The organism is Shinella sp. (genome assembly GCF_049651085.1).
Taxonomy (GTDB): domain Bacteria; phylum Pseudomonadota; class Alphaproteobacteria; order Rhizobiales; family Rhizobiaceae; genus Shinella.
Genome location: NZ_JBASBL010000027.1, coordinates 274,920 through 296,806 on the forward strand (window position 1 = coordinate 274,920; position 21,887 = coordinate 296,806).

The 21,887-nt window shown below is 62.2% G+C and carries 18 protein-coding genes; 12 read left to right on the top strand and 6 right to left on the bottom strand.

Translation table 11 applies throughout. From position 1 onward, the window contains the following. Nucleotides 1-6: 6 nt before the first annotated feature. Nucleotides 7-624 (bottom strand): catalase, encoded by a 618-nt coding sequence (locus tag WA950_RS18635; protein ID WP_424553216.1) that lies wholly within the window; start codon nucleotides 622-624, stop codon nucleotides 7-9. Nucleotides 625-1,020: 396 nt separating this feature from the next. On the opposite strand from WA950_RS18635, the gene WA950_RS18640 reads away from it, so the two are divergent. The 8 genes from WA950_RS18640 to WA950_RS18675 all read left to right on the top strand — a co-directional run bounded on the left by WA950_RS18640 (nucleotide 1,021) and on the right by WA950_RS18675 (nucleotide 9,425). Then, on the top strand, nucleotides 1,021-3,441 hold the full coding sequence (locus WA950_RS18640) for a TonB-dependent receptor domain-containing protein (protein ID WP_424553217.1): 2,421 nt from the start codon (nucleotides 1,021-1,023) through the stop codon (nucleotides 3,439-3,441). 65 nt (nucleotides 3,442-3,506) lie between these two features. Beyond that, entirely contained in the window at nucleotides 3,507-4,430 is a 924-nt protein-coding gene (locus WA950_RS18645) for an iron-siderophore ABC transporter substrate-binding protein (RefSeq protein ID WP_424553218.1), read from the top strand. A gap of 14 nt (nucleotides 4,431-4,444) precedes the next feature. Then, nucleotides 4,445-5,473, top strand: a complete 1,029-nt coding sequence (locus tag WA950_RS18650) for a FecCD family ABC transporter permease (RefSeq protein WP_424553596.1) — start codon at nucleotides 4,445-4,447, stop codon at nucleotides 5,471-5,473. Next, nucleotides 5,470-6,456: a FecCD family ABC transporter permease gene (locus tag WA950_RS18655; protein ID WP_424553219.1), complete on the top strand. Its 987-nt coding sequence runs from the start codon at nucleotides 5,470-5,472 to the stop codon at nucleotides 6,454-6,456. Before WA950_RS18650 ends, WA950_RS18655 begins: the two co-directional genes overlap by 4 nt. Further along, complete coding sequence (locus tag WA950_RS18660; protein WP_424553220.1) at nucleotides 6,443-7,240, top strand: ABC transporter ATP-binding protein; 798 nt, start codon at nucleotides 6,443-6,445, stop codon at nucleotides 7,238-7,240. Before WA950_RS18655 ends, WA950_RS18660 begins: the two co-directional genes overlap by 14 nt. Nucleotides 7,241-7,509: 269 nt before the next feature. Next, the gene (locus WA950_RS18665; RefSeq protein WP_424553221.1) at nucleotides 7,510-8,058 is read left to right on the top strand and encodes an RNA polymerase sigma factor; all 549 of its coding nucleotides are present in this window, start codon (nucleotides 7,510-7,512) and stop codon (nucleotides 8,056-8,058) included. Nucleotides 8,059-8,119: 61 nt separating this feature from the next. Then, the gene (locus WA950_RS18670; RefSeq protein WP_424553222.1) at nucleotides 8,120-9,070 is read left to right on the top strand and encodes a FecR family protein; all 951 of its coding nucleotides are present in this window, start codon (nucleotides 8,120-8,122) and stop codon (nucleotides 9,068-9,070) included. 58 nt (nucleotides 9,071-9,128) lie between these two features. Further along, nucleotides 9,129-9,425: a DUF2218 domain-containing protein gene (locus tag WA950_RS18675; protein WP_424553223.1), complete on the top strand. Its 297-nt coding sequence runs from the start codon at nucleotides 9,129-9,131 to the stop codon at nucleotides 9,423-9,425. Between the two features lie 426 nt (nucleotides 9,426-9,851). Here the strand turns inward: WA950_RS18675 and cueR are convergent, their stop codons facing one another. Beyond that, nucleotides 9,852-10,298, bottom strand: coding sequence for a Cu(I)-responsive transcriptional regulator (gene cueR / locus WA950_RS18680; protein WP_424553224.1), 447 nt, complete (start codon nucleotides 10,296-10,298; stop codon nucleotides 9,852-9,854). A 61-nt stretch (nucleotides 10,299-10,359) separates the two neighbouring features. After that, nucleotides 10,360-12,864 (bottom strand): heavy metal translocating P-type ATPase, encoded by a 2,505-nt coding sequence (locus tag WA950_RS18685; protein ID WP_424553225.1) that lies wholly within the window; start codon nucleotides 12,862-12,864, stop codon nucleotides 10,360-10,362. A 161-nt stretch (nucleotides 12,865-13,025) separates the two neighbouring features. On the opposite strand from WA950_RS18685, the gene WA950_RS18690 reads away from it, so the two are divergent. Together WA950_RS18690 and WA950_RS18695 are read left to right on the top strand one after the other, a co-directional pair. Beyond that, the gene (locus WA950_RS18690; RefSeq protein WP_424553226.1) at nucleotides 13,026-13,220 is read left to right on the top strand and encodes a heavy-metal-associated domain-containing protein; all 195 of its coding nucleotides are present in this window, start codon (nucleotides 13,026-13,028) and stop codon (nucleotides 13,218-13,220) included. Between the two features lie 14 nt (nucleotides 13,221-13,234). Continuing rightward, nucleotides 13,235-13,426 (top strand): hypothetical protein, encoded by a 192-nt coding sequence (locus tag WA950_RS18695; RefSeq protein ID WP_424553227.1) that lies wholly within the window; start codon nucleotides 13,235-13,237, stop codon nucleotides 13,424-13,426. A 297-nt stretch (nucleotides 13,427-13,723) separates the two neighbouring features. On the opposite strand, the gene WA950_RS18700 is transcribed toward WA950_RS18695, so the two are convergent. After that, nucleotides 13,724-13,990, bottom strand: coding sequence for a glutaredoxin family protein (locus tag WA950_RS18700; protein WP_424553228.1), 267 nt, complete (start codon nucleotides 13,988-13,990; stop codon nucleotides 13,724-13,726). A gap of 358 nt (nucleotides 13,991-14,348) precedes the next feature. Between WA950_RS18700 and WA950_RS18705 the strand changes: the two genes are divergently transcribed. Continuing rightward, nucleotides 14,349-15,593, top strand: coding sequence for an efflux RND transporter periplasmic adaptor subunit (locus WA950_RS18705; RefSeq protein WP_424553229.1), 1,245 nt, complete (start codon nucleotides 14,349-14,351; stop codon nucleotides 15,591-15,593). Beyond that, nucleotides 15,590-18,763 carry an efflux RND transporter permease subunit gene (locus WA950_RS18710; protein ID WP_424553230.1) on the top strand — a complete coding sequence of 1,058 codons (3,174 nt, stop codon included), beginning with the start codon at nucleotides 15,590-15,592 and terminating at the stop codon, nucleotides 18,761-18,763. The genes WA950_RS18705 and WA950_RS18710 overlap by 4 nt, the downstream gene beginning before the upstream one ends. Before the next feature lie 252 nt (nucleotides 18,764-19,015). On the opposite strand, the gene hemA is transcribed toward WA950_RS18710, so the two are convergent. Together hemA and WA950_RS18720 are read right to left on the bottom strand one after the other, a co-directional pair. After that, a complete protein-coding gene (gene hemA / locus WA950_RS18715; protein WP_424553597.1) occupies nucleotides 19,016-20,260 on the bottom strand; it encodes a 5-aminolevulinate synthase in 1,245 nt (414 codons plus the stop codon). Between the two features lie 133 nt (nucleotides 20,261-20,393). Beyond that, nucleotides 20,394-21,830, bottom strand: coding sequence for an MFS transporter (locus tag WA950_RS18720; protein WP_424553231.1), 1,437 nt, complete (start codon nucleotides 21,828-21,830; stop codon nucleotides 20,394-20,396). Between the last annotated feature and the right edge of the window lie 57 nt (nucleotides 21,831-21,887).

Here is a 21,887-nt window from a genome sequence, read left to right on the forward strand (position 1 = left end):
TCCCCCTCACTGGCGGCGTGGCGGGCAACTTTGGAAGACCGGTGAGCGGCAGGGCAAGTGACCTGTAGGTAGGCAAGCTTGGCGCCTAACGTTGCCCGACGCATTTACAAACCGGAACGCGTGAATCGCATGATAGGCCGTCTTGGCGAAGCTGACTGGCGCCGGAATCTTTTTCCGAAGTGCCAGAGCGCTCGTCATCGTCGGGATCGAGGAGATGTAGGCCATCGCCTTGGCGTCGTCTTTTTCCCCGGTCTCCGGGTCCGGCTCTGTGGCATCGACGAAGCCGACCACCTGACCGACATTCTGGGCGACGAAGGTATCCGCATTCAGGGAAATCAGACCGGTCACACGACCGGTCGGGAAATAGAATTTGCACGCCATGTCGGCGGTGGTCGACGGGGGTGCATCCGGATTGCCTCCGCCACCGGAGAAGCGGACGGTCATCGGCACTGCCTGCTGAAAATGCATCGCCCTGGTGAACTGCTTCGCCTCAGGGATGGGGGTAAATGTTCCTCTATAAATGTCGCCAACCGCATGAAACGCGCGATATGTCGGGTGGAAGCCAGAAACTCCGTGGACCAGCTCGACCATTTTCTCTGCACGATCGTATTGCCCGGGTACCATGATGAATACTCCAGTTCTTGATTGTGAGGTTCTGGTGCGTGGTTTGGCTCAGCTTCGAGCGGCATCCAGAAGATCGTTGAAGATCTTCAGCACATTGGCCGCCTTGGACCTTGGACGATGGTTGTACGCGGTGGGTGCATTGGCCCCCGAAAGGATACTGCCATGTAAACCCGCTTTCAGTGGGCGGGGTGTCGGATGGCGGTATGAAGAACTCGTCTATCAGCGGCAGGACCCTGGACCCAGCGGTATGGTGAACCGACCGGACTGAATGTTTCAAAAACATTGGGCCGTCTGGAGTCCCAAATTGGGAAACCCAATCGTCAAGCCAGTGAGCGGGTGTGATCCGCTTCATTGGTGGACTGCGGCGCCTTGAACGCCGCATGGATTGGGGGTTTCATGAATACGAGTTTTTCCGTCAGGGCGATGCTTCTGGCCGGAACTGCCGCTCTTGTGTTCGGTGCGCCAGCGCCGGCAGGTGCTCAAGCATCGGAGCAATCGCAATCTGCAACCCGGTCCATCATCGTGCCGGCCGGCCCGCTCACGCCGGCGCTGAACAGCCTTGCCGCTCAGACGGGCCTCCAAATTCTCTATGACGCATCCCTGGCAACAGGAAAATCGACGGGCGGGGTGCGCGGGAACCTGACACCGGGGCAGGCCCTGAACGCCGTGCTTGCCGGCAGTGGCGTGGATGCGCGGTTTGCCGGAAGCAACCAGGTGACACTGAGCCTGGACCCTACGGGAACCGGCGCCACGACGGGTGCGGTCGACGAGGGTGCGACCCTGCTGGAGGCAATCACGCTCTACGGCGCGCGCGAGGCAACGACGCTCAACGACACGACCGCAAGCGTCGGCATCGTCAACGCCAAGGCGATCCAGGACGGCCAGATCCGGCATACGCAGGACGCCTATCGCCGCCTTGCCAACGTGCTGGACAGCGCGACGGTCAATTCCGGCTTCGTCATCCGCGGCATGAGTTCGGAAGGGTTCGTTCCGGGCGGCGCGCCGGTCGGCTCGCTCTACGTGGATGGCATTCTCCAGACCCGCTACAATGCGCGTTTCGGCGCAAGAAATCTCTGGGATGTCGAGCAGGTCGAGGTCTATCGCGGCCCGCAATCGACGCTCTCCGGCCGCGCTGCCATGTCCGGTGCGGTCTACATCAAGTCGAAGGATCCGACCTTCGACAAGGAAGTGGAGCTTTCCAGCACCATTGGCAGCAACCATCTCGTGGGCGCGGCATTTGCCGTCAACACGCCGCTGGTCGAGGAGCAGATTGCGCTGCGCATCGCCGGTGCGTTCGAGCGGTCCCGTTCCGATGTCAGCTACTCGAACTTCAATCACTATGCCGGCTATGACGACCTGACCACCGATATCAGCGGCACCATCAGGGCCAAGGTGCTGATCACGCCGTCCGAAATGCCGGAGACCCGCGCAGTTGCGACCTATTCCTACTCCAAGGATCGCCCGAACGATCGTCTGGTAGGCCTTTATGACGGGCGTGGCGACTTCAACAACAACCCCGACACCTATACGGAGTATCGCTGGACCGAAGTCCACAATCTCGGTCTGGAAGTCACGCATGACATCTCCGACGCGCTACGCTTCACGTCGCAATCGGGCTTCCAGTACGGCATCAACAATCGCCGTTCTGTCGATGGCGACACGCCCGGTTACGTGACCGGCGTATGGGGCACGGATGACGATTCGATCGTCACCCAGGAACTTCGCCTCAACTACGAGGCTGAGCGCTGGAAGTGGGTCGCCGGTGTTTTCGGCAGCCACCAGGTCTTCGACGGCGCATCGCGTTTCATCGCCGAGCCCTATCCCGATTTCATGCCGGGCGTGATCTATCAGCTCGATGACGACCAAAAGCGCACGACCACGAATCTCGCGGTGTTCGGCGAAGCGACCTATGAATTTGCGCCGACGTGGTTTGCGACTGTCGGCGGGCGACTGGACTACCTGAAGGAAAAGAACACCGAGCTGAACTCCATGGTGCTCTATGGAATGGATCCGGTGTGGTCGCCGCCGAATGGCACCTCGTCCTTCAACGAAGTGAATTTCGTGCCGAAAGTCGGCCTGGTGAAGGAGTTCGGTGACGACCACAAGGTCGGCGTCACCTATTCGCAGGGCTTCCGCTCGGGCGGTTCCTACGTCAACCGAAGCCAAGCCCCGATCTACACCATCGATACGTATGATCCCGAATATTCGCAGAGCTACGAGCTTTCCTACAAGGGAATGCTGCTGGACGACCGGCTCACGCTGAATGCCAATCTTTTCTACACGAAGTATACGGACCAGCAGGTCGAAATCCGCCCGCGGTCAGACGTCCCCGGCTACCGCGTGACGAAAAATGCTGCTTCCTCGCGCGCCTGGGGTTTTGAGATCGAACCGACCTATCAGGTCACGGACCAGTTCTTGGCCTTCGCGTCGATCGGCTATCTCAATACAAGGTTCCTCGAATGGAACCATGTCGGCCTTGGCGATCAGGCCGGAAGATCCTTCCCCGAGGCGCCGGAATGGTCCGTCGGTTTCGGTGGGCGATATGAGTTTGAGAACGGTGTCTATCTCGGTGCGGATGCCAAATACACCGCGGACTACAATTCGCGGTTTGGCACGAAGGGCATGTACAAGATCGACTCTCGTTTCCTCTTGAACGCGCAGGCCGGCTTCAAGAAGGACAACTGGGAGATTACCGCCTTTGCGGAAAATCTCACCGACGAGAAATATTTCACCATCGTCGACCCGGATGCCGCCTTGCCCTTCGGCCAGGCCGGCGCACGGCGGTCGTTCGGGCTGAATCTCCGCGCCAAGTTCTGAAACTGGATCGCGGGGCGAAAGCCCCGCGATCTCACCGCCCGTGTTCCTCTGAAATGGTGTTCGTCTTGCGTTTCTGTCTGACTGTCATGTTCCTTCTCTCCTCTCTCTCGCTGGCGAGTGCGGCCTGCCAGGGACGGGAAATAACGGAAGGCGTCTATAATCCCCCGCTCTGCGTTCCGGCGGAGGCTAGGCGGATCGTCACGCTAGATCCTCTGCTGACGCTCGGCCTTCTCATCGAACTCGAGGCGCCCGTCGTCGCCACACCTTACATGGCCATCCAGGACGAGCAGGTTCTGGATGTCGTCAGGCAGGCGAAAATGGTGGATCTCGGCAATCCGCGCGAACCCAGCCTGGAGCGCGTCGCTGCCCTGAAGCCTGATCTCATCATCGGCAGCACGGAGGGGCATGCCGCGATTTATGAGACGGTGTCGAGGATCGCGCCGACGGTGCTGCTCGATCACACGGACTGGAAGAAATATCGCCAGCGCGTCGCGCAGATCACTGGCCGCGAAGGCAAGGCCGACGACGCGCTGGCGGCCTATGAAACGCGCGTTGCCGCGATCCGCGAGCGCATGAAGGACAAGGACCTCACCGTGTCCACCGTCCGCTTCGCACCGGGCCGGTTTGTCGTCTTTCTTGATGGCCCCAGCGCCTATGCACCGTTTTCGGTCCTGCACGAAGCCGGCGTGAAGCGCACGGCCTATGAGACGGTGACGGACGGGACGATCGTCAAGCGGCCGGACTGGGAGGAACTTGCCAATCTCGACGGCGATGTTCTTCTCTATGTTTCCGCCAGCGGCTTCGAGAGCGGTCCGGACGATGCACTGGAGAAGGAAGTTACCGGCAATCCGCTCTGGCAGCTTCTGCCCGCCGTGCAGAACGGCCGCGCCCATCGCGTCGATCGGACGACCTGGCAGAGTTTTCACGGCATCGCCTCCGCGCACCGCATCCTTGACGATATCGAACGCTATATCCTGGCGGATCGATGAACCGTCGTGACAGCATGGACATCGCACGGCGTCGTCACCACGCGGCGAGCGACGGGAGCAGGTTTCTGGGCCTGCTCCTTCTTTTCTGTCTGCTCCTTGCCGCTGCGATGTGGTCAGTTTCGACGGGCGCAACGCGTATCCCGCTTCCGGTGGTGTGGAGTGCGGTTGGTGGCTTCGATGGGTCGCGGGAGCACCTGCTGGTCATGACGATCCGCCTGCCACGGGTACTTGCAGCCGTGCTCGCGGGCAGCGCGCTCGCCGTTTCCGGCGCTATCACACAGGCGGTGACGAACAACCCTCTCGCCTCGCCGGGGCTGCTCGGCATCAATGCCGGCGCGGCGTTTGCCGTCGTGCTGGTCATGACGCTTTTTGGAGCGGGCACCGGCGACATCTACATGTGGTTCGCCTTCGGCGGGGCTGCTGCCGCCGCTGTGCTCGTCCATGCCCTGGGGTCTTTCGGCCCGGCGGGACAGTCGACATTCGGGATTGTCATCGCCGGCGCCGTCGTCGCCACCTTCCTGACGGCGCTCACAAGCGCCGTGCTCATCTTCGACCAGAACACGCTGGACGCCGTCCGCCTCTGGACGGCGGGCTCTGTCTCTGGTCGGACGATGGCGCAAAACGCGAGGGTGGCGCCCTATATCCTGGCGGGACTTGCGACGGGTCTTCTCCTCGGACGACATCTCGTCACCCTGAGCCTGGGGGCTGAAGCGGCACGCTCGCTGGGGCAGAACCAGGCGACCTGGCGGACAATTTCCATTGTCGTCGTCATCCTGCTTGCAGGTAGTGCCGTGTCGCTTGCAGGCCCCATCGGATTTGTCGGGCTGGTCGTTCCCCATATCGTTCGGCTGACGATCGGTGTCGATTATCGCTGGATTCTGCCCTTCAGTGCGGTCGGGGGCGCGCTGCTTGTCGTTGTCGCCGATCTTGTCGGGCGCATGATCTTCGGCAGCCAGGATTTCCCCGTGGGCGTGACGACCGCGCTGATCGGCGCGCCGTTCTTCCTCTGGCTGGCGCGCAGCCGGGCAGGGAGCCAGGCATGACGCGCTGGCTTGTTCTCCTCGTGATCGTCCTCGTCGGTCTTGTCGTCGCCAGCCTAGCGCTCGGGGACATCGCCTTGTCATGGCGGGATCTCTGGAAAACGCTTGTCGGATCTCAGGATGCGAGCCCGCAGAACGCCATGATCGTCTACGATTTGCGTCTGCCCCGCGTCCTGCTCGCCGTTCTCGTCGGCGCGGCGCTTGCAAGCGCCGGTACGATCATGCTGGCGATCATGCGCAACCCTCTCGCCGAGCCCGGCGTTTTGGGAATCAACAGCGGTGCTGCGGCCGCCGTGATGGCCGTCATCGTGCTCCTGCAGGACCCGCCGGTCCTGCTGTTGCCTGCCGCCGGCTTCCTGGGCGCGGCGGCGATGGCGGCAGCCGTCTACCTCCTGTCGTGGCGCGCCGGCACGTCGTCGTTGCGGATCATCCTGATCGGCATCGGCCTTGGTTCGCTCGCCAGCGCCGCCACGACCTTCCTTTCGGCGTTCGGCGAGATCGGCGATGTCCAGCGTGCGATGATCTGGCTGGCGGGCAGCGTCTATGACGCCGACATGGCGAAGGTGCGCTTCCTGCTTCTCTGGTTGATCGTTCCGCTGGTGCTGGCATGGACGGCGGCGCGCGAGCTGGATTTGATCCGTTTGGGGGATGATGCGGCGAAAAGCTTCGGTCAGCCGGTGGATCGGATTCGTGGCCTGATGATCGTGCTCTGCACGCTCATTTCCGGTGCCGCGGTTGCCGCGGCAGGGCTGATCGGCTTCGTCGGACTGGTCGCGCCCCATGTCGCAAGCCGCCTGGTTGGCCCCTCCCATGCGAAGATCTTCCCCGTCGCCGCCTTGTGCGGGGCGATTCTCCTGGTGGCCGCCGATCTCCTCGGACGTCTGGTCATCGCGCCGATCCAGCTTCCGGCTGGGATCGTGACGGGATTGATCGGCGCACCCTTCTTCGCCTCTCTCTTATGGAAGCGCCGCCATGCCCGGGGATGAATGCACCATGTCGGCAAAGCTCGCCGGGCAGCGCGTATCAATCGCCTACGGCGATCGCCGGATCGTCGAGGACCTCGATCTCCCGGTGCCGGAGCGCCGCTTCACGGCGCTTGTCGGGCCGAATGGCAGCGGTAAATCCACTGTCCTGCGCACCTTTGCCGGGCTCATGACGCCCTCACGCGGCTCCATTCTTCTGGATGGTAGGAGCATCGAAACGCTCGGCACGCGGGAGATGGCGAGGCGCGTCGGCGTGCTCCTTCAAGGGCCCGTGGCGCCGGAAGGATTGACGGTGCGGGATCTCGTCCGGCAGGGACGCTATCCGCATCGCTCTCTTTTCGGCCGCTGGTCCGAAAGCGATCAGATGGCCTGTGACGAGGCCCTGATGCTGACGGGCATGACGACATTGGCCGACGTTCCCCTCGACACGCTTTCCGGCGGTCAGCGGCAGCGGGCATGGATTGCAATGACACTGGCGCAGCAAGGCGAAGTGCTGCTGCTCGATGAGCCGACGACCTACCTCGACCTCGCACACCAGATCGAATTGATGAACCTGATCACCGTTCTCGTGCGCGATCACGGCAAGACCGTCGTTGCCGTGCTGCACGATCTCAATCAGGCCGCCCGTTATGCGGATCACGTCGTCCTGTTGAAAGACGGAAGGATCAGTGCGGCGGGCCATCCATCGGACGTGATCTCGCAAGAGGCGATTGCCGATGTGTTCGGCGTGCGGTCGCTTGTTATTCGCGATCCCGTCGCAGGCACGCCTCTTTGCATTCCGTTGTAAGGGCGAAGCGTTGCGGAAATATCACGCCGTCCGGTTTTTCAGGCAAAGGTAGCGAGCCCGGAATTCGACCGGCAAAAGGATTCTGACAACGAAATCAGATGTAAAGGTGAGTTTTTTAGTCTTGATTTAGCGGGGTGGCCTTTCGGAATTCTAACCTGTTGCACTTGCAGGCATTTTGCAGAATCGATAGCCCTTTCCTCGAAGGCTCGAAATGTCTTTTGCTCGTGTGAGCGCAGGCATGCCGTCATGCGATTGGGAACAGAGTGCCGATGTCCAACTCCTCCTCTCCGCTTAGCTGGGATGCCCTCGATGGCAATGATCTGCTCAACCGCGCCATGGAGGCCCACTACGCTGACATGACGAGGGCCGTGCGGCGCAAGGGGCACCCGCTTTCCACCGCCAGGGATGTGGTTCACGACCTCTATATCAAGCTGGCGGCTCAGCCCGACGTCCTGCGCAAAAAACGTTCCATCAAGGCCTTCCTCTGCCGCTCCGCCATCAATCTGGGTATCGACCGGTTGCGGCGCGAAAACAGGGAGGCGGGGCTTTTCTCGGGCACGGAAAAGGAAGCGCTCGCCGTTGCCTGCGTTGGCCCGGCGCCCGACCGGGCGCTTGAAATCGAGGCGCGCGTCGCCATTCTCCGGGAGGCCATCGCGGAGCTGCCGGAGCGTCGCCGGGTTGTCTTCATTCTGCATAGGCTGCACCACCTTTCGCCGGATGAAATTTCGATAAAACTCAAGATTTCCCGCAACATGGTCGACCGGCATCTGCGCAGGGCGTTCGCGCATTGCCTCGACCGTCTTCTTTGGATCGAGTAAGAGTCCCGAACAGGCGGTGCCAATCGTCTACAAGGCAGGACCGAGGCTCCGGGAGAAGTCGATGCGGGGCAACCGTGCCAATCAGATTCAGCGAAAGCGCAACAGGGAAGCGACGGACTGGCTTCTGCGCAACCGCGATTCCGGGCAACCGGCGGAGGAGAAGGCGCATTTCGAGGATTGGCTGAACGATCCGGAAAACTGTCGCACGTACCGGGTCGCCGAGGGGCTGATGGGCGACGTCCGCACGGCCATCGAATCCGATCCGGCGTTGCGCAACATCAGGACCGAGCCACGCAGCCGTGCCAAGCCGGTCCTCTCGTCCATTCTGGTCCTGGCCTGCGCCGCGACGGCGTTTCTCGCTCTCGACGGTCCGATGCGCCTGCAGGCCGATGCCCTGTCGGGCGTGGACGACATGCCGGTTTTCACGCTTGAGGACGGTTCGATCGTGCAGATGAATGCGTCCTCTGCGATCGCTGTCGACTTCGATGAGAAGCGTCGCACGATCCGCCTGCTGCGCGGACAGGCATTCTTCCAGGTCGCGTCTGCGCCCGAGCGGCCGTTTACGGTCGAAGCCGGGGATACGCGCGTGACGGCCCTCGGCACTGCATTCGATGTCCGCTATGGCGCGCTCGACACGGGGGTGACGGTCACCGAACACACCGTTCTACTCGAGACGAGCGGTGCAGGTTCGCCGTCCATCCGTGTCTCCGAGGGCGAGCAGGCCACCTATGACCGTGCCAGCGGAAAGACGGATATCCGGCAAGTGGACGGCCTCGTGGACCTCGCCTGGAAGCGCGGCCAGCTCGCCGTGGAAAACGCGCCGCTTTCCTATGTCCTTGAAGAGATCGGGCGCCATTTCTCCGGTCGGATCGTCCTTGCCGGCAGCGGGCTCGCCAATCGGCGGGTGAGCGGCACGATCACCGTTTCAGATACGGCTGCCGCCCTGTCTTTCATCCGGCAGGCACTCGGCGTGAGCGTGACACGGATCGGCCCGCTGATCGTGATCCGCTAGCGCCGATCACGGCATCCGGCCTTCTCGAGAGACAGCAACCGGTAACAGGAGCAATGGTATGATCGAAACGACCTCAGTGGTGAAGACCGAATTTGCGGCCAAGTATCTGGTGCAGATGTGCAAGCACTTCGCTCACAAGATAGACGTCGAATACACCGATACCCACGGCGAATGCCGCTTTGACGGTGGCATCGCGACCCTCGACGCAGACGCGGAGGGCCTGCATCTGGTCGTGAGGGCGCCGACGGAGGAGACCGTCGCCTGGGCCCAGTCGGCCATCGAATCCCATCTGGTGCGCTTTGCCTTTCGAGAAAATCTCGAAAGCCTCGCCTGGCACCGCTCAAATGGTGCCTAGGTCCTTCCGGCGATCGGCCTGTCGGTCGTACTCGAGGGTTACTCGTCCCAAGACATTCCCAACAGTGCGCCGATAAGGCCCATGACGGGTGGTATGAAGGTTGCCGCGACAGCTTCGCCGGTTCCCACAGCCATGTCGGAATCCACCATGGCTATGACGATCAAGTATCCGATCAGGCAACCAAGAAGGGTAGTCAGACGGGGAATCATGCCCATACAGCCTCGCAAGCGTCTACGAGGGCCGTCCCTCTGGCTTGGAGATACGCAAGCAGGTCGTCCTGCGCGGCAGCGCCTGTATGAGGCGGCAGTAATCATTCTTAGCATCCGCCCCCAATCGTGTCTATCGAGCAGGTCGGAACGGCATGCCTCAAGTTTTCGACGGACGGCCATCGCAGGAGTGCGATGTGGCGGTGAAGCGACCTGCCTGCTACATGGAACGGGCAACAGCACCGGGGCGCGGCCGAACCGACAGGTCCTCGCCATCCTGATCTGTCCCGAGCCGCTGGAGGATCGGGCAATGGGGGCGGTGATCGCCCTGGCAGGCGTTGACCAGCATCGTGAGCGTGTGCGCCATGTCTTGCAGATCCGAGATCTTCTTTTCCAGTCCGTCGATGTGGCCCTGCGCCATGCGCTTCACCTCCGCACTTTGCCGCGTGTCGTCGCGCCATAGACCGAGAAGATCGCCGATCTCGGCCACGGAAAAACCGAGATCGCGTGAGCGACGGATAAAGCGCAGCATATGCACGTCCGTACCCGAATAGTCCCGGTAGCCGGAAGCCCTACGGTCGGCGGCCGGAATGAGGCCGGTTTGCTCATAGTAGCGGATCATTTTGGCAGACACGCCGGATGCTTTGGAAGCTTGTCCGATATTCATGCGTTCTCTCCTGTGCGTAGGGACGGCCAATCCTGAACCAAGGATCGGCCGTCAGGTTTCGTCAGCGCGGGACCTTGAAGGTCTTGAGGCGCAGTGCATTGCCGAGCACGAAGACACTCGACAGGGCCATGGCGCCCGCGGCGAAGACGGGCGACAGCAGGATGCCGTAGGCCGGATAGAGCAGACCTGCGGCAACCGGGATCAGGGCCGTGTTGTAGGCGAAGGCCCAGAACAGGTTCTGCCGGATGTTTCCGATCGTCGCCTTGGACAAGGCAATCGCATTCGGCACGCCTTGCAGGCTGCCCGACATAAGGACGACGTCGGCCGCCTCGACGGCAATGTCCGTACCCGTGCCGACGGCAAGACCCACATCCGCCTCGGCAAGTGCCGGGGCGTCGTTGATGCCGTCTCCGACGAAGGCGACCTTGCCGTGCTCGGCCTTGAGGCGACGAACCGCGCTGACCTTGCCGTCCGGCAGCACTTCCGCCACCACCTCGTCGATCCCGAGGCGCGCCGCGATGGCCTTGGCCGTGCGCTTGTTGTCGCCGGTGATCATCGCGACCTTGAGGCCGAGGTCGTGCAGCGCCCTGATGGCAGCAGGCGTCGTCTCCTTGATCGGATCGGCCACAGCGATGATCGCCGCAAGCCTGCCGTCGATCGCGGCATAGAGAGGCGACTTGCCCTCATTGCCGAGACGCTCGGCAACGCCGGAAAAGGCAGCGACGTCGAGGCCGAGTTCGGTCATATACCGATCCGCGCCGACCTCGACACGCTTGCCGTCGACCTCGGCCTTGACGCCGAAACCCGTCACCGATTCGAAGCCCGACACGGCAGGCAACAAGATGTTTTCTGCGACGGCTGCGTCCACGATCGCCCGGGCGATCGGGTGCTCCGACTTGGCTTCCACGGCGGCGACAAGCGCGAGGACGTCCGCCCGTTCAAAGCCCGCGGTCAGTTCCAGATCGGTGAGGGCCGGTTTTCCTTCGGTCAGCGTGCCCGTCTTGTCGACCGCGACGACCTTCGCATCCTTCAGCAACTGGAGCGCTTCGCCCTTGCGGAAGAGCACGCCAAGTTCAGCCCCGCGGCCGGTTCCCACCATGATGGAGGTCGGCGTCGCCAGCCCCATGGCGCATGGGCAAGCGATGATCAGCACGGCGACGGCATTGACCAGTGCGAAGGTGAGCGCAGGCGACGGCCCGAAATAGAACCATGAGGCGAAGGTGAGCGTGGCCAGCGCGAAAACCGCCGGCACGAACCACATGGTCACCTTGTCCACGATCGCCTGAATCGGCAGCTTGGAGCCCTGTGCTTCCTCGACCATGCGGATGATCTGCGAAAGCACAGTGTTGCCGCCGACCGCCGTGGCGCGGATTGCGAATGCGCCCGTCTGGTTCACCGTTCCGGCCACGACCTCGCTGCCGTTCTTCTTGGAAACGGGGATCGGCTCGCCGGTGATCATCGATTCATCGACATAGCTCTCGCCTTCCACGACTTCACCGTCCACCGGGATGCGCTCGCCTGGGCGAACCTCGACGATGTCCCCGAACAGCACGGAATCGATCGGAAGTTCGATCGTCTTGGCGTCCCTGCGCACGCGCGCCATCTTGGCCTGAAGGCCGACCAGGCGCTTGATCGCTTCGGATGTGCGCCCCTTGGCACGGGCCTCAAGCAACCGGCCGAGCAGGATCAGCGTCACGATGACCGCCGCTGCTTCATAATAGACGTTGATCGTTCCGGGGGGCAGGAAGCCGGGCGCGAAGGTTGCGACCAGCGAGTATCCATAGGCGGCAAGCGTGCCGACGGCCACGAGCGAATTCATGTCGGGGGCAAGACGCCAGAGTGCCGGAAGTCCCTTGTCGTAAAAACGGATGCCCGGAATGAAGAGCAGAAGGGTGGTCAGCGCGAACTGTATGTACCAGTTGGCCTGCATGCCAATGGTCGATTCGATGAGGCCGTGTACGCCCGGAATGAGGTGTGATCCCATCTCCAGAAGAAAGACCGGCCCGGTAAGCACTGCCGCGAGAGTAAAGTCGCGGGTCAGTTCACGGCGCTCTGCTTCCTTCTTCTCGGCGCGGTCGTCCCCCTGGGTCTGGTAGCCTCCGGTTGGAGCCGCGACCACCTTGGCGTCGTAGCCCGCGTGCTCGATGGCGGCTAGAACCGCGGCCGCATCGGCGGTGCCGTGGACGGTAGCTTTTTCGGTCGCGAGGTTGACGACGGCATTGGTGACGCCGGGAACGGCCTTGAGAGCCTTCTCGACCCGTCCGACGCAGGACGCGCAGGTCATGCCCTCGATCATCACCTCAAGCGAGGCGGCCGTCGGCGCAAGGAAGCCTGCCGCAACCGTATAGCCCGCATTCTCGACCACGCCGACCAGTCTGGCAGGGTCTACCGGGGCGCTCGTGGTGATGCTTGCCTTTTCGGTCGCCAGATTGACGACCGCATCGACGACGCCCGGGACGGACTTGAGGGCTCTTTCGACGCGCCCCACGCAGGATGCGCAAGTCATGCCCTCGATGGGTAGCGATATCGTACCATTTAAGTCTGTTGCTCGAACGGGGGCATTCATGGCCACCTCCTTCTATCGTTCCGAAATTCAAATCCAGATGGAGGATGCGGCTTCCAACCATGGTAAGGTCAATGCCATTTTTTTGATTTTTCGCCCTTGACCTTGCCATGGTTGGAAACCCGACCTTGAGCGTCATGAGACCCAAACCAAGGAGAATTCTCATGGAACTCAGAATCGAAAACATGACGTGCGGTGGCTGCGCCAAATCCGTGACCCGGGCAATCCAGTCCGTCGATCCCAACGCCAGGATAGAGACGGATACCGCCGACCGCACAGTGAAGGTCGAGACAACCGCCGACGCGGAGATCCTTCAGCGCGTTCTTGAGGACGCGGGCTATCCCGCAACCGCGGCCTGAACCGGAGCGAAACCATGAACAAGCTCACACCGGTCTTCATCGCGGCCGCACTCGCCACCAGCGTGGCCCTCGCGTTTGCACAAAGCCAAATGGAAAAGGACGATTCGATGCAGGGTCACGACATGTCGGACCATTCCACGCCGGTTTCCGGCACCTCCTCTACCAAGGCCTTGCTTGCCACCAGCGATGGCATGCAGAGGGCTTGATGGTCGAAGTCCCGGCCGAGGCCGGCATCGTTTTTATGCGCGACACGATCCCCCGGCCACCAGGGCGCGGGCGACGTGGCGAACGTGGTGCGTGAATACGGTAGGGACCCGGAAGTCCGCAAACTCGCCGAAGAAGTAAGGCAGCGCGACGACATCATTGTCGTCGCGCCTAATGCACTGCGGCCGGATCGGCAGCCGTGGGGACAAGGCGCGCCGGTGGCAAGAGCCGCTTCAAGGATGCGATGCCCTTCCTTGACCTGCAAACTGGTCCGCGCCTACCGGATCATGTCCGCTTCATCACATGCCATCCGTCAATCCGAGTGCCTGGATCAGGCCGGGCTTCTGGCTCGGAAATGTTCCGTAGAAGACTTCGCTCCCGACGATGGTGATGGGAGCCACCCGCACGCCGGTGCGTGCCTTTGCCTCCTCGGCGATTTCGGGCGAGGTGAGGTCACGCTCCTCATAAGTGAGCCCATGCCGGGAGAGCCAGCGCTTGAGCGCGTGACAGTCCGGGCAGGTCGGGGTCGTGTAGATGAGTATGGGGCGTGTGCCGGTTTCCGCCATGTCCTTGCCTTTCCTGAACTGGACGTGATTTTGCTCCCGAATGGCCGTCGAACGGTTTTCAGATGAGCAAGACTGTCATCAGGGTGCAGCTTCCTGCGGTTGTAAGGTCAAGGCTGTTTAGGCGGTATGGGCAGTTCGCGTTGCGATGCCCCGCAGCAACCACTTCCGCGGTCGGCGTCAACGTTTTCAGCGCGTTCTGACGGCAATACCGCTTGAGGATGCGGCGGCGCAGCAGGCCCGCACGAATAAAAATCTCAGGGCCTTGACCTTTCCAGCGTTGGAAACCGCACCTTCCTCAAAATTGACCATCGCCATCTTCCAGCGCTTGGAGTGCGCGCCCTGACAAAGGTATATGAGAATGAGTAACAAAGCCGCCGCCCTGTTCCTTGCGGGTGCCGTCATCGCCGGAGGTACGCTTGCCATAGGAGGATCCGGCGTCGGTAGCCTTCTGGCGCTTGCCGCCTCGACAGTCATGTCGGAAGCCGCTGCGCAATCGACGGAAATGCCCGCCCCCCGGGTTCCTGTCGCCGAAGTCATTACGCGCGAGGTTGCGCCTTCGGTGGAGTTCACCGGCCACCTCGAAGCGGTAGAGGCCGTTGACCTGCGCCCGCGTGTCGGCGGTGCCATCGACGTCGTGAATGTTCCCGAAGGCGGTATCGTGCGCCCGGGCCAGCTCTTGTTCGAGATAGACCCGAGGCCGTTCCAGGTCGCTCTGGATGCCGCCAGAGCTCAGTTGCAGCAGGCCAAGGTCCTGCTCGATCAGGCCGAGGTCGATTTCAGGCGCGCCGAAACGCTGGCTCCGAATGGAACCGTGCCGCGCAAGACCCTGGACGACGCACAGGCCGCGCGTCATCAGCGCCACGCCCAGCTTGAAATCGCCAAGGCAGCTGTCGCCGCCGCGGAACTCGACCTGTCGTTCACACACGTCACCGCTCCGATTGCAGGGCGCGTCGACCAGGTTCTCGTCACGGAGGGTAATCTCGTCGCCGGGGGTCAGGTGGGAGCCGCGACGCTTCTCACCACGATTGTCTCGACGGATCCCATCCACGTCTATTTTGATATCGACGAGGCGACCTTTCTAGGCTTCGCTGCCCGAGCACGATCCGACAAGGGCGAAAATGCAACCGAGAAGCTACCCGTGCAGGTCGGACTTATGACCGATGCCGGCTTCTCGCATCGGGGTGTCCTGGACTTTCTTGGAAACCGGGTCGATCGCGGCACTGGCACGATCCGAGCCCGTGCCATCGTCCCGAATACCGATGGTCGGCTGTCGCCCGGCCTCTTCGCGCGGGTGAATCTCGTTGCGGCCGAACCGGCCCGGACCGTGCTCATCGATGACCAGGCGATCGGTATCGATCAAGGACGCCGCTATGTGCTGGCGCTCGGGGACGAGAACAAGGCCGAGTACCGCCCGGTTGAACTCGGGCCGATGATCGATGGATTGCGCGTTGTCTCGAGCGGCCTCGAGCCGGGCGACAAGATCATTGTCAAAGGGCTCGTTCGCCCAGGCATGCAAGTGGATCCGCAGATGATCTCGATGCTGCCGGATCAACCTGCCGATGGCGAGCAGGCCGCGGTGGAAACGCAGGAGGCGCGCCAGTGAACATTCCGCGCTTTTTCGTCGACCGCCCGATTTTTGCGGTCGTTATCTCGGTCCTGATGCTGATCGCCGGTGGCCTGACGCTACTGAAGCTGCCGTTGAGCGAGTATCCGCAGGTAACGCCGCCGACGGTGCAGGTCACCGCAAGCTATCCGGGCGCCAATCCCGAGGTGATCGCCGAAACGGTGGCCGCGCCGCTGGAACAGGCGATCAACGGCGTCGAAAACATGCTCTACATGAGTTCGCAAGCCGCGACCGACGGGCGTATGACGCTGACGGTGACCTTTCAGCAGGGCACCGATCCCGACATGGCGCAGATCCAGGTGCAGAACCGCGTCTCGAGGGTGCTTCCGCGCCTGCCGCAGGAAGTTCAGCGCATTGGCGTCGTCACGCAGAAGACTTCGCCCGACATCCTGATGGTCGTGCATCTCGTCTCGCCCGATGATCGCTACGATCCTCTTTACCTGTCCAACTATGCCCTCCTGCAGGTGCGTGACCAGCTTGCACGCCTGCCAGGCGTGGGAGATGTGCTGGTCTGGGGCGCTGGCGAATACTCGATGCGGATCTGGCTGGATCCGGCCAAGGTAGCCGCGCGCGGTCTGACGGCCTCCGACGTGGTGGCGGCAATTCAGGAACAGAACGTCCAGGTGGCCGCCGGCTCGGTTGGCCAGCAACCGGACGCCTCGGCTGCGTTCCAGGTCACGGTGAACACCCTTGGCAGGCTTTCGAACGAGGAGCAGTTCGGTGACATCGTCGTCAAGACGGGCGCCAACGGCCAGATCACCCGCCTGCGGGACATTGCCCGTATCGAACTCGGTGCGGACTCCTATGCGCTGCGCAGTCTTCTTGATGGCAAGCCGGCTCCGGCGTTGCAGATCATCCAGAGCCCCGGCGCCAATGCGCTCGACGTATCAAGCGCTATTCGTGGCACCATGGAGGAGCTTCAGAGAGGTTTTCCAGAGGGCATCGAGTATCGCATCGCCTACGATCCGACGGTCTTCGTCAAGGCTTCTCTGGAAGCCGTGGTGATCACATTGCTCGAAGCCATCGCGCTGGTCGTGATCGTGGTCGTGATCTTTCTTCAGACCTGGCGTGCTTCGATCATCCCGCTGGTTGCGGTGCCGATATCATTGGTCGGCACATTCGCCCTCATGTACCTGTTCGGCTTCTCGCTGAACACGCTGTCGCTGTTCGGCCTCGTGCTTTCAATTGGTATCGTGGTCGATGACGCCATTGTTGTCGTGGAGAATGTGGAGCGCCACATCGCGCTTGGCGAAACGCCGAAGGAGGCTGCCCGCAAGGCCATGGATGAAGTGACCGGGCCCATCCTTGCCATTACTTCGGTCCTGTCGGCAGTGTTCATTCCCTCGGCGTTCCTGTCCGGCCTGCAAGGGGAGTTCTACAGGCAGTTCGCTCTCACGATCGCGATCTCGACTATCCTGTCGGCGGTCAACTCTCTCACGCTTTCTCCTGCCCTTGCAGCCGTGCTCCTGAAGCCACATCATGGCAAAGTGAAGCGCGATCTGCTGACCCGCGCGATCGACGGCCTGTTCGGCTGGTTCTTCCGGCGGTTCAACCGCTTCTTCGACAGCGCCTCGAATGCCTATGTCTGGTCGGTGCGCCGTGCGGTGAGGTTCAGCGGGCTGGTCTTGCTCCTCTATGCCGGGCTGGTCGGCATGACATGGATGGGTTTCCAGACCGTGCCCAACGGGTTTGTCCCGGCTCAGGACAAGTATTACCTCGTGGGTATCGCCCAGCTCCCGCCCGGCGCCTCGCTCGATCGCACCGAGGCGATGGTCAAGAAAATGTCGGAGATCGCGCTTGCCGAACCGGGCGTGGAAAGTGTCGTCGCCTTTCCGGGACTTTCGGTCAACGGCATGGTCAATATTCCCAACGCCGCCGTGATGTTCACGATGCTCAAGCCCTTTGATGAACGCAGGGAACCGTCCTTGTCCGCTTTTGCCATCGCGGATCGCCTGATGGGCAAGTTCAGCCAGATACAAGATGGATTCGCTGGTATTTTCCCGCCCCCTCCCGTTCCGGGTCTCGGTTCCACCGGTGGGTTCAAGATCCAGATCGAGGATCGGGCGGGTCTTGGCTTCGAGGCGCTTGCTCAGGCGCAGGGCGCGATCATGGGCAAGGCGATGCAAACGCCCGAACTGGCTGGCATGCTCGCGAGCTTCCAGGTGAATGCCCCTCAGATCCAGGTGGATCTCGATAGGGTGAAGGCCAAATCGCATGGGGTGCCGCTCAACACGATCTTCGAGACGTTGCAGGTCAACCTTGGTTCGCTCTACGCGAACGACTTCAATCGGTTCGGCCGCACCTATCGGGTTATGGTCCAGGCGGACGCATCTTTCCGAATGCAGCCTGAGGACATCGGTCGCCTGAAAGTGCGCACCGCGGCCGGTGAAATGATTCCATTGTCCGCCGTGCTGACCATCAGGAACAGTGCGGGGCCAGATCGCGTCATGCATTACAACGGCTTCCCCTCGGCAGATATCAGCGGCAGCCCGGGCGCCGGATATTCGTTCGGGCAGGCCACCGCGGCCATGGAGCGCATCGCATCGGAAGCGTTGCCAGCCAGCATGGCCTTCGAGTGGACGGAGCTCGCCTATCAGGAGAAGCAGGCTGGGAACGCGGCCGTCTATGTCTTTCCGTTGTCTGTCCTGCTCGCGTTCCTGATACTCGCGGCACAGTACAACAGCTGGTCGTTGCCGTTCGCCGTGTTGCTGATCGCTCCGATGGCGCTGCTGTCCGCGATAGCAGGTGTCTGGTTTACCGGAGGGGACAACAACATTTTCACGCAGATCGGTTTCGTCGTTCTAGTTGGCCTTGCCGCCAAGAATGCGATCCTGATCGTGGAATTCGCGCGTGCAAAGGAGCAGGAAGGCGCCGATCCGTTGAATGCAGTGCTGGAGGCGGCGCGTCTGCGCTTGCGGCCAATCCTGATGACCTCGCTCGCCTTCATCGCCGGTGTCGTTCCGCTTGTGTTTGCAACGGGGGCCGGTGCCGAAATGCGGCAGGTAATGGGCATTGCCGTGTTCGCCGGCATGCTTGGCGTCACGCTGTTCGGCCTCGTGCTGACGCCGGTGTTCTATGTGGTCGTGCGCCGGCTGGCAATCAGGCGACAAAGCCCGTCACCTCACGAAACAGAAGAGGTTCACCATTGAACTGGGAGCATCAAGCCCTGACCCTTTCGGCTGCTGGCGCGAGGATCGCTCAACTGGAGGCGCTTGAGGAGGTCATCACGCTTATGGCAAAGGGGGAGGCAATGGAGGCACGGTCCGCTCCCATCTTCGCTTTCACATGGCGTGACTGGGAGCGGCTGTGCCGCGAGCCGATGAGGCAATAGCAGGAGCGCGCTGCGTCATCGCTGTGTGACGCAGATTTATAACCTGTCGGTGGGCTCCCCCCGCCTCGGCTCAACAGGCGTGACGCGCTTTCGCCCTCGACTGTTCAATGGCGGACCAGCCCAGATCGTCGCCGACGGCGCTGATCGCACTGACGAGCGAACGCATATGCGCTTCCGTATGGAACGGGGACGGCGTGATGCGCAGCCGCTCCTGTCCTCGCGCCACGGTTGGGTAGTTGATCGGTTGGACGTAGATGGCGTGGTCGGCCAGCAGGCGCTCGCTGATATGACGGCACAGATGCGCATCGCCGACGATGATCGGGAGGATATGGCTCGGCGTGTCGAGGACAGGCAGCCCGGCATTGATCAGCATCGACTTGAGGCACGCCACGTTGTGCGCCAGACGCTTGCGCTCATCCGGATGCATCTTAACGTGCTGGATGGCGGTGAGCGCGCCGGCCGCCAGATGAGGGCAAAGCGAAGTGGTGAAGATGAAACTGTCGGCCATGCTCCGGATGACGTCGATCAGGACGGCGGGGCCGCTGATATATCCGCCCATGACGCCAAATGCCTTGGCCAGCGTGCCTTCGATGATGGTTATGCGGTCTGCAAGGCCGTCACGCTCGGCAATGCCGCCGCCCCGCGGACCATAGAGGCCGACCGCATGCACCTCGTCGAGATAGGTTATGGCGCCGTGCTTGTCGGCGACGTCGCAGATTGCGGCGATCGGTGCGATATCGCCATCCATTGAATAGACGCTCTCGAAAGCGACGATCTTGGGGCGGTCTGGATCGACAGCGCTCATCAGTTCATCGAGGTGGGCGGGATCATTGTGACGGAAGATGTGTTTTTCCGCGCCTGACCGGCGGATGCCTTCGATCATCGAGTTGTGGTTTTGTGCATCGGAGAAGATGACGCAGTCGGGCAGGACGCGGCCGAGTGTTCCGAGCGCCGCCAGATTGGAAATCCAGCCGGAAGTGAAGATCAGCGCACCTTCCTTGCCGTGCAGGTCGGCGAGTTCGGTTTCCAACGCCACATGCTGACGGTTGGTTCCGGAAATGTTGCGCGTGCCGCCGGTGCCAGCGCCGGAAAGGTCGATGGACCTGTGCATGGCCGCGAGAACGTCGGGATGTTGCCCCATGCCGAGATAGTCATTGCTGCACCAGACAGTGACCTGTTGCGTCTCGCCATCAGGTCTGTGCCAGCGGGCGGTCGGAAACGCACCTGCTATGCGCTCAAGCTCGGCAAACGTCCGGTAGCGGCCGTCCAGCTTCATCTCCGTGAGCAGCTTTTGAAACCATGCGGTGTAGTCCATATCGGCAGCCTTCTCGATGTCAGCTGGGCACTGCGCCTTGATCTTGGCGACAGCCATGCGGATTTTCAGAAAATGTATGCTTATTAGCCATACAATTCAAGTTTCATGTGCTCCCGAGTGCCTGGCTGCGCTGTTATGGCCCATGAGCGGGGCGTGGTTGCATCAATACGCGCACGAGGAGGGCGGAAAGCGCTGCGACCACGGCGGCGACAAGCAGCGCCGCAGCAAATCCGATGGCGTGGATCCCGGACACTGAAATGGGCATGTTGGCCGCGTCACCTGAACCGCCCGCCGCTGCGACGATTGACTGGGCTACCGCAACAGCCGCATTGAGCGCGGCGAAGCCGATCAGGATGCCGGAGAAGCGCGATGTCGTGCTGATGCCGGATGCAATGCCGCTCTGGTCGCGCGGCAGGGTGATCATCATGGCCTTCTGGGTTTCGCCGTTGAGCAGGCCAGCGCCGCTGCCGATGATGAACAGGCCGGGCAGGAGGATGAACCAGCTTCCGGTCATCACGCCTGTGGCTGCGATGGCGTTGCCCAGGGCGACGATCGAAAGGCCGAGGGGCAGGATTGCTGGCGACGTCAGGCTGCGACCGAGCCTTGCGCCAAGATAGGGGAAGATCAGCATGGCGGCGGCAAAGGGCAGCATCGCAAGCCCCGTCGAAATAGCGGACAATCCGCCGCCTTGTTGCAGGAAGATCGGGAACAGGGAGGCCATGACCTGTGCGGTGGCGGCATAGGCGAACATCGCCCAGACCGCCCCGACGAAGGGGGCGCTCTTGAAGAGTGCAAGATTGAGCATGGGCTGTGTCTGAACGCGCTCGACGATGACGAAAGCAGTCATGCAAAGGACGCCCATTGCAAGGCCCGCAAGGGCTGTCGGGCTGATCCAGCCCTGCGTCTGACCGCTGATCAGCCACCAGGTCAGGCCGAACATCGCGGCGGCGAAAAGGAGGATGCCGGCTGGATCGAGGCGGCCTCTGCTGTCGTCGCGAGACTCCTCGGCAAAAGCCCGTGCGGCCAGCGCAAGCGCCGCGCAGATCGGGATGTTGACGAAAAAGGCCCAGCGCCAGCCAAGGACTTCGACGATCAGGCCGCCCGCGACTGGCGCGACCACCATCGTGACCCCCATGACGCCGCCCCAGATCGCCCAGGCCCGGTTCCGCTCTTCGGGCTGGTGGAACCTGTGCCCGATGATGGCGAGCGCCGGCGCCAGCACGAAGGCCGTCATCACGCCTTGAAGGCCACGGGACAGATGCAGCCAAAGAGTCGTGGTGGCGAGGCCGCATAGCAAGGAAGCGAGCGCCAGCCCGGCAAGGCCGAGGAGAAAAATCAGGCGGCGGCCCGCCCGGTCGGCAATCGCCCCGGCAGGCAGGAGCGTTGCGGCGAAGCTGAGGAAGAATGCGCTGATGATCCACTGACCGGCGATCGCGTCAGCCTCGAGCTGGCGGGTCATGGCCGGCACCGCTACGGCGATGACGTTGGTGTCGACCAGCGTCATCGCGCAACCGACCGAAGCGGTCAACAAGAGCGGCAGTGGCGATCCTTGCGCATCGTGATGTGCCATGGTGATCCTGTCAGAAGCGGCGTTGTGCCTGTTGGAGTTTGTGGACTGGGGAGTGTC

Excerpts from the sequence above, each read along its gene's own strand:
- WA950_RS18635 (WP_424553216.1), bottom strand. The coding sequence starts at position 624 with ATGGTACCCGGGCAATACGATCGTGCAGAGAAAATGGTCGAGCTGGTC.
- WA950_RS18640 (WP_424553217.1), top strand. The coding sequence starts at position 1,021 with ATGAATACGAGTTTTTCCGTCAGGGCGATGCTTCTGGCCGGAACTGCC.
- WA950_RS18650 (WP_424553596.1), top strand. The coding sequence starts at position 4,445 with ATGGACATCGCACGGCGTCGTCACCACGCGGCGAGCGACGGGAGCAGG.
- WA950_RS18655 (WP_424553219.1), top strand. The coding sequence starts at position 5,470 with ATGACGCGCTGGCTTGTTCTCCTCGTGATCGTCCTCGTCGGTCTTGTC.
- WA950_RS18660 (WP_424553220.1), top strand. The coding sequence starts at position 6,443 with ATGCCCGGGGATGAATGCACCATGTCGGCAAAGCTCGCCGGGCAGCGC.
- WA950_RS18665 (WP_424553221.1), top strand. The coding sequence starts at position 7,510 with ATGTCCAACTCCTCCTCTCCGCTTAGCTGGGATGCCCTCGATGGCAAT.
- WA950_RS18670 (WP_424553222.1), top strand. The coding sequence starts at position 8,120 with ATGCGGGGCAACCGTGCCAATCAGATTCAGCGAAAGCGCAACAGGGAA.
- WA950_RS18675 (WP_424553223.1), top strand. The coding sequence starts at position 9,129 with ATGATCGAAACGACCTCAGTGGTGAAGACCGAATTTGCGGCCAAGTAT.
- cueR (WP_424553224.1), bottom strand. The coding sequence starts at position 10,298 with ATGAATATCGGACAAGCTTCCAAAGCATCCGGCGTGTCTGCCAAAATG.
- WA950_RS18685 (WP_424553225.1), bottom strand. The coding sequence starts at position 12,864 with ATGAATGCCCCCGTTCGAGCAACAGACTTAAATGGTACGATATCGCTA.
- WA950_RS18690 (WP_424553226.1), top strand. The coding sequence starts at position 13,026 with ATGGAACTCAGAATCGAAAACATGACGTGCGGTGGCTGCGCCAAATCC.
- WA950_RS18695 (WP_424553227.1), top strand. The coding sequence starts at position 13,235 with ATGAACAAGCTCACACCGGTCTTCATCGCGGCCGCACTCGCCACCAGC.
- WA950_RS18700 (WP_424553228.1), bottom strand. The coding sequence starts at position 13,990 with ATGGCGGAAACCGGCACACGCCCCATACTCATCTACACGACCCCGACC.
- WA950_RS18705 (WP_424553229.1), top strand. The coding sequence starts at position 14,349 with ATGAGTAACAAAGCCGCCGCCCTGTTCCTTGCGGGTGCCGTCATCGCC.
- hemA (WP_424553597.1), bottom strand. The coding sequence starts at position 20,260 with ATGGACTACACCGCATGGTTTCAAAAGCTGCTCACGGAGATGAAGCTG.
- WA950_RS18720 (WP_424553231.1), bottom strand. The coding sequence starts at position 21,830 with ATGGCACATCACGATGCGCAAGGATCGCCACTGCCGCTCTTGTTGACC.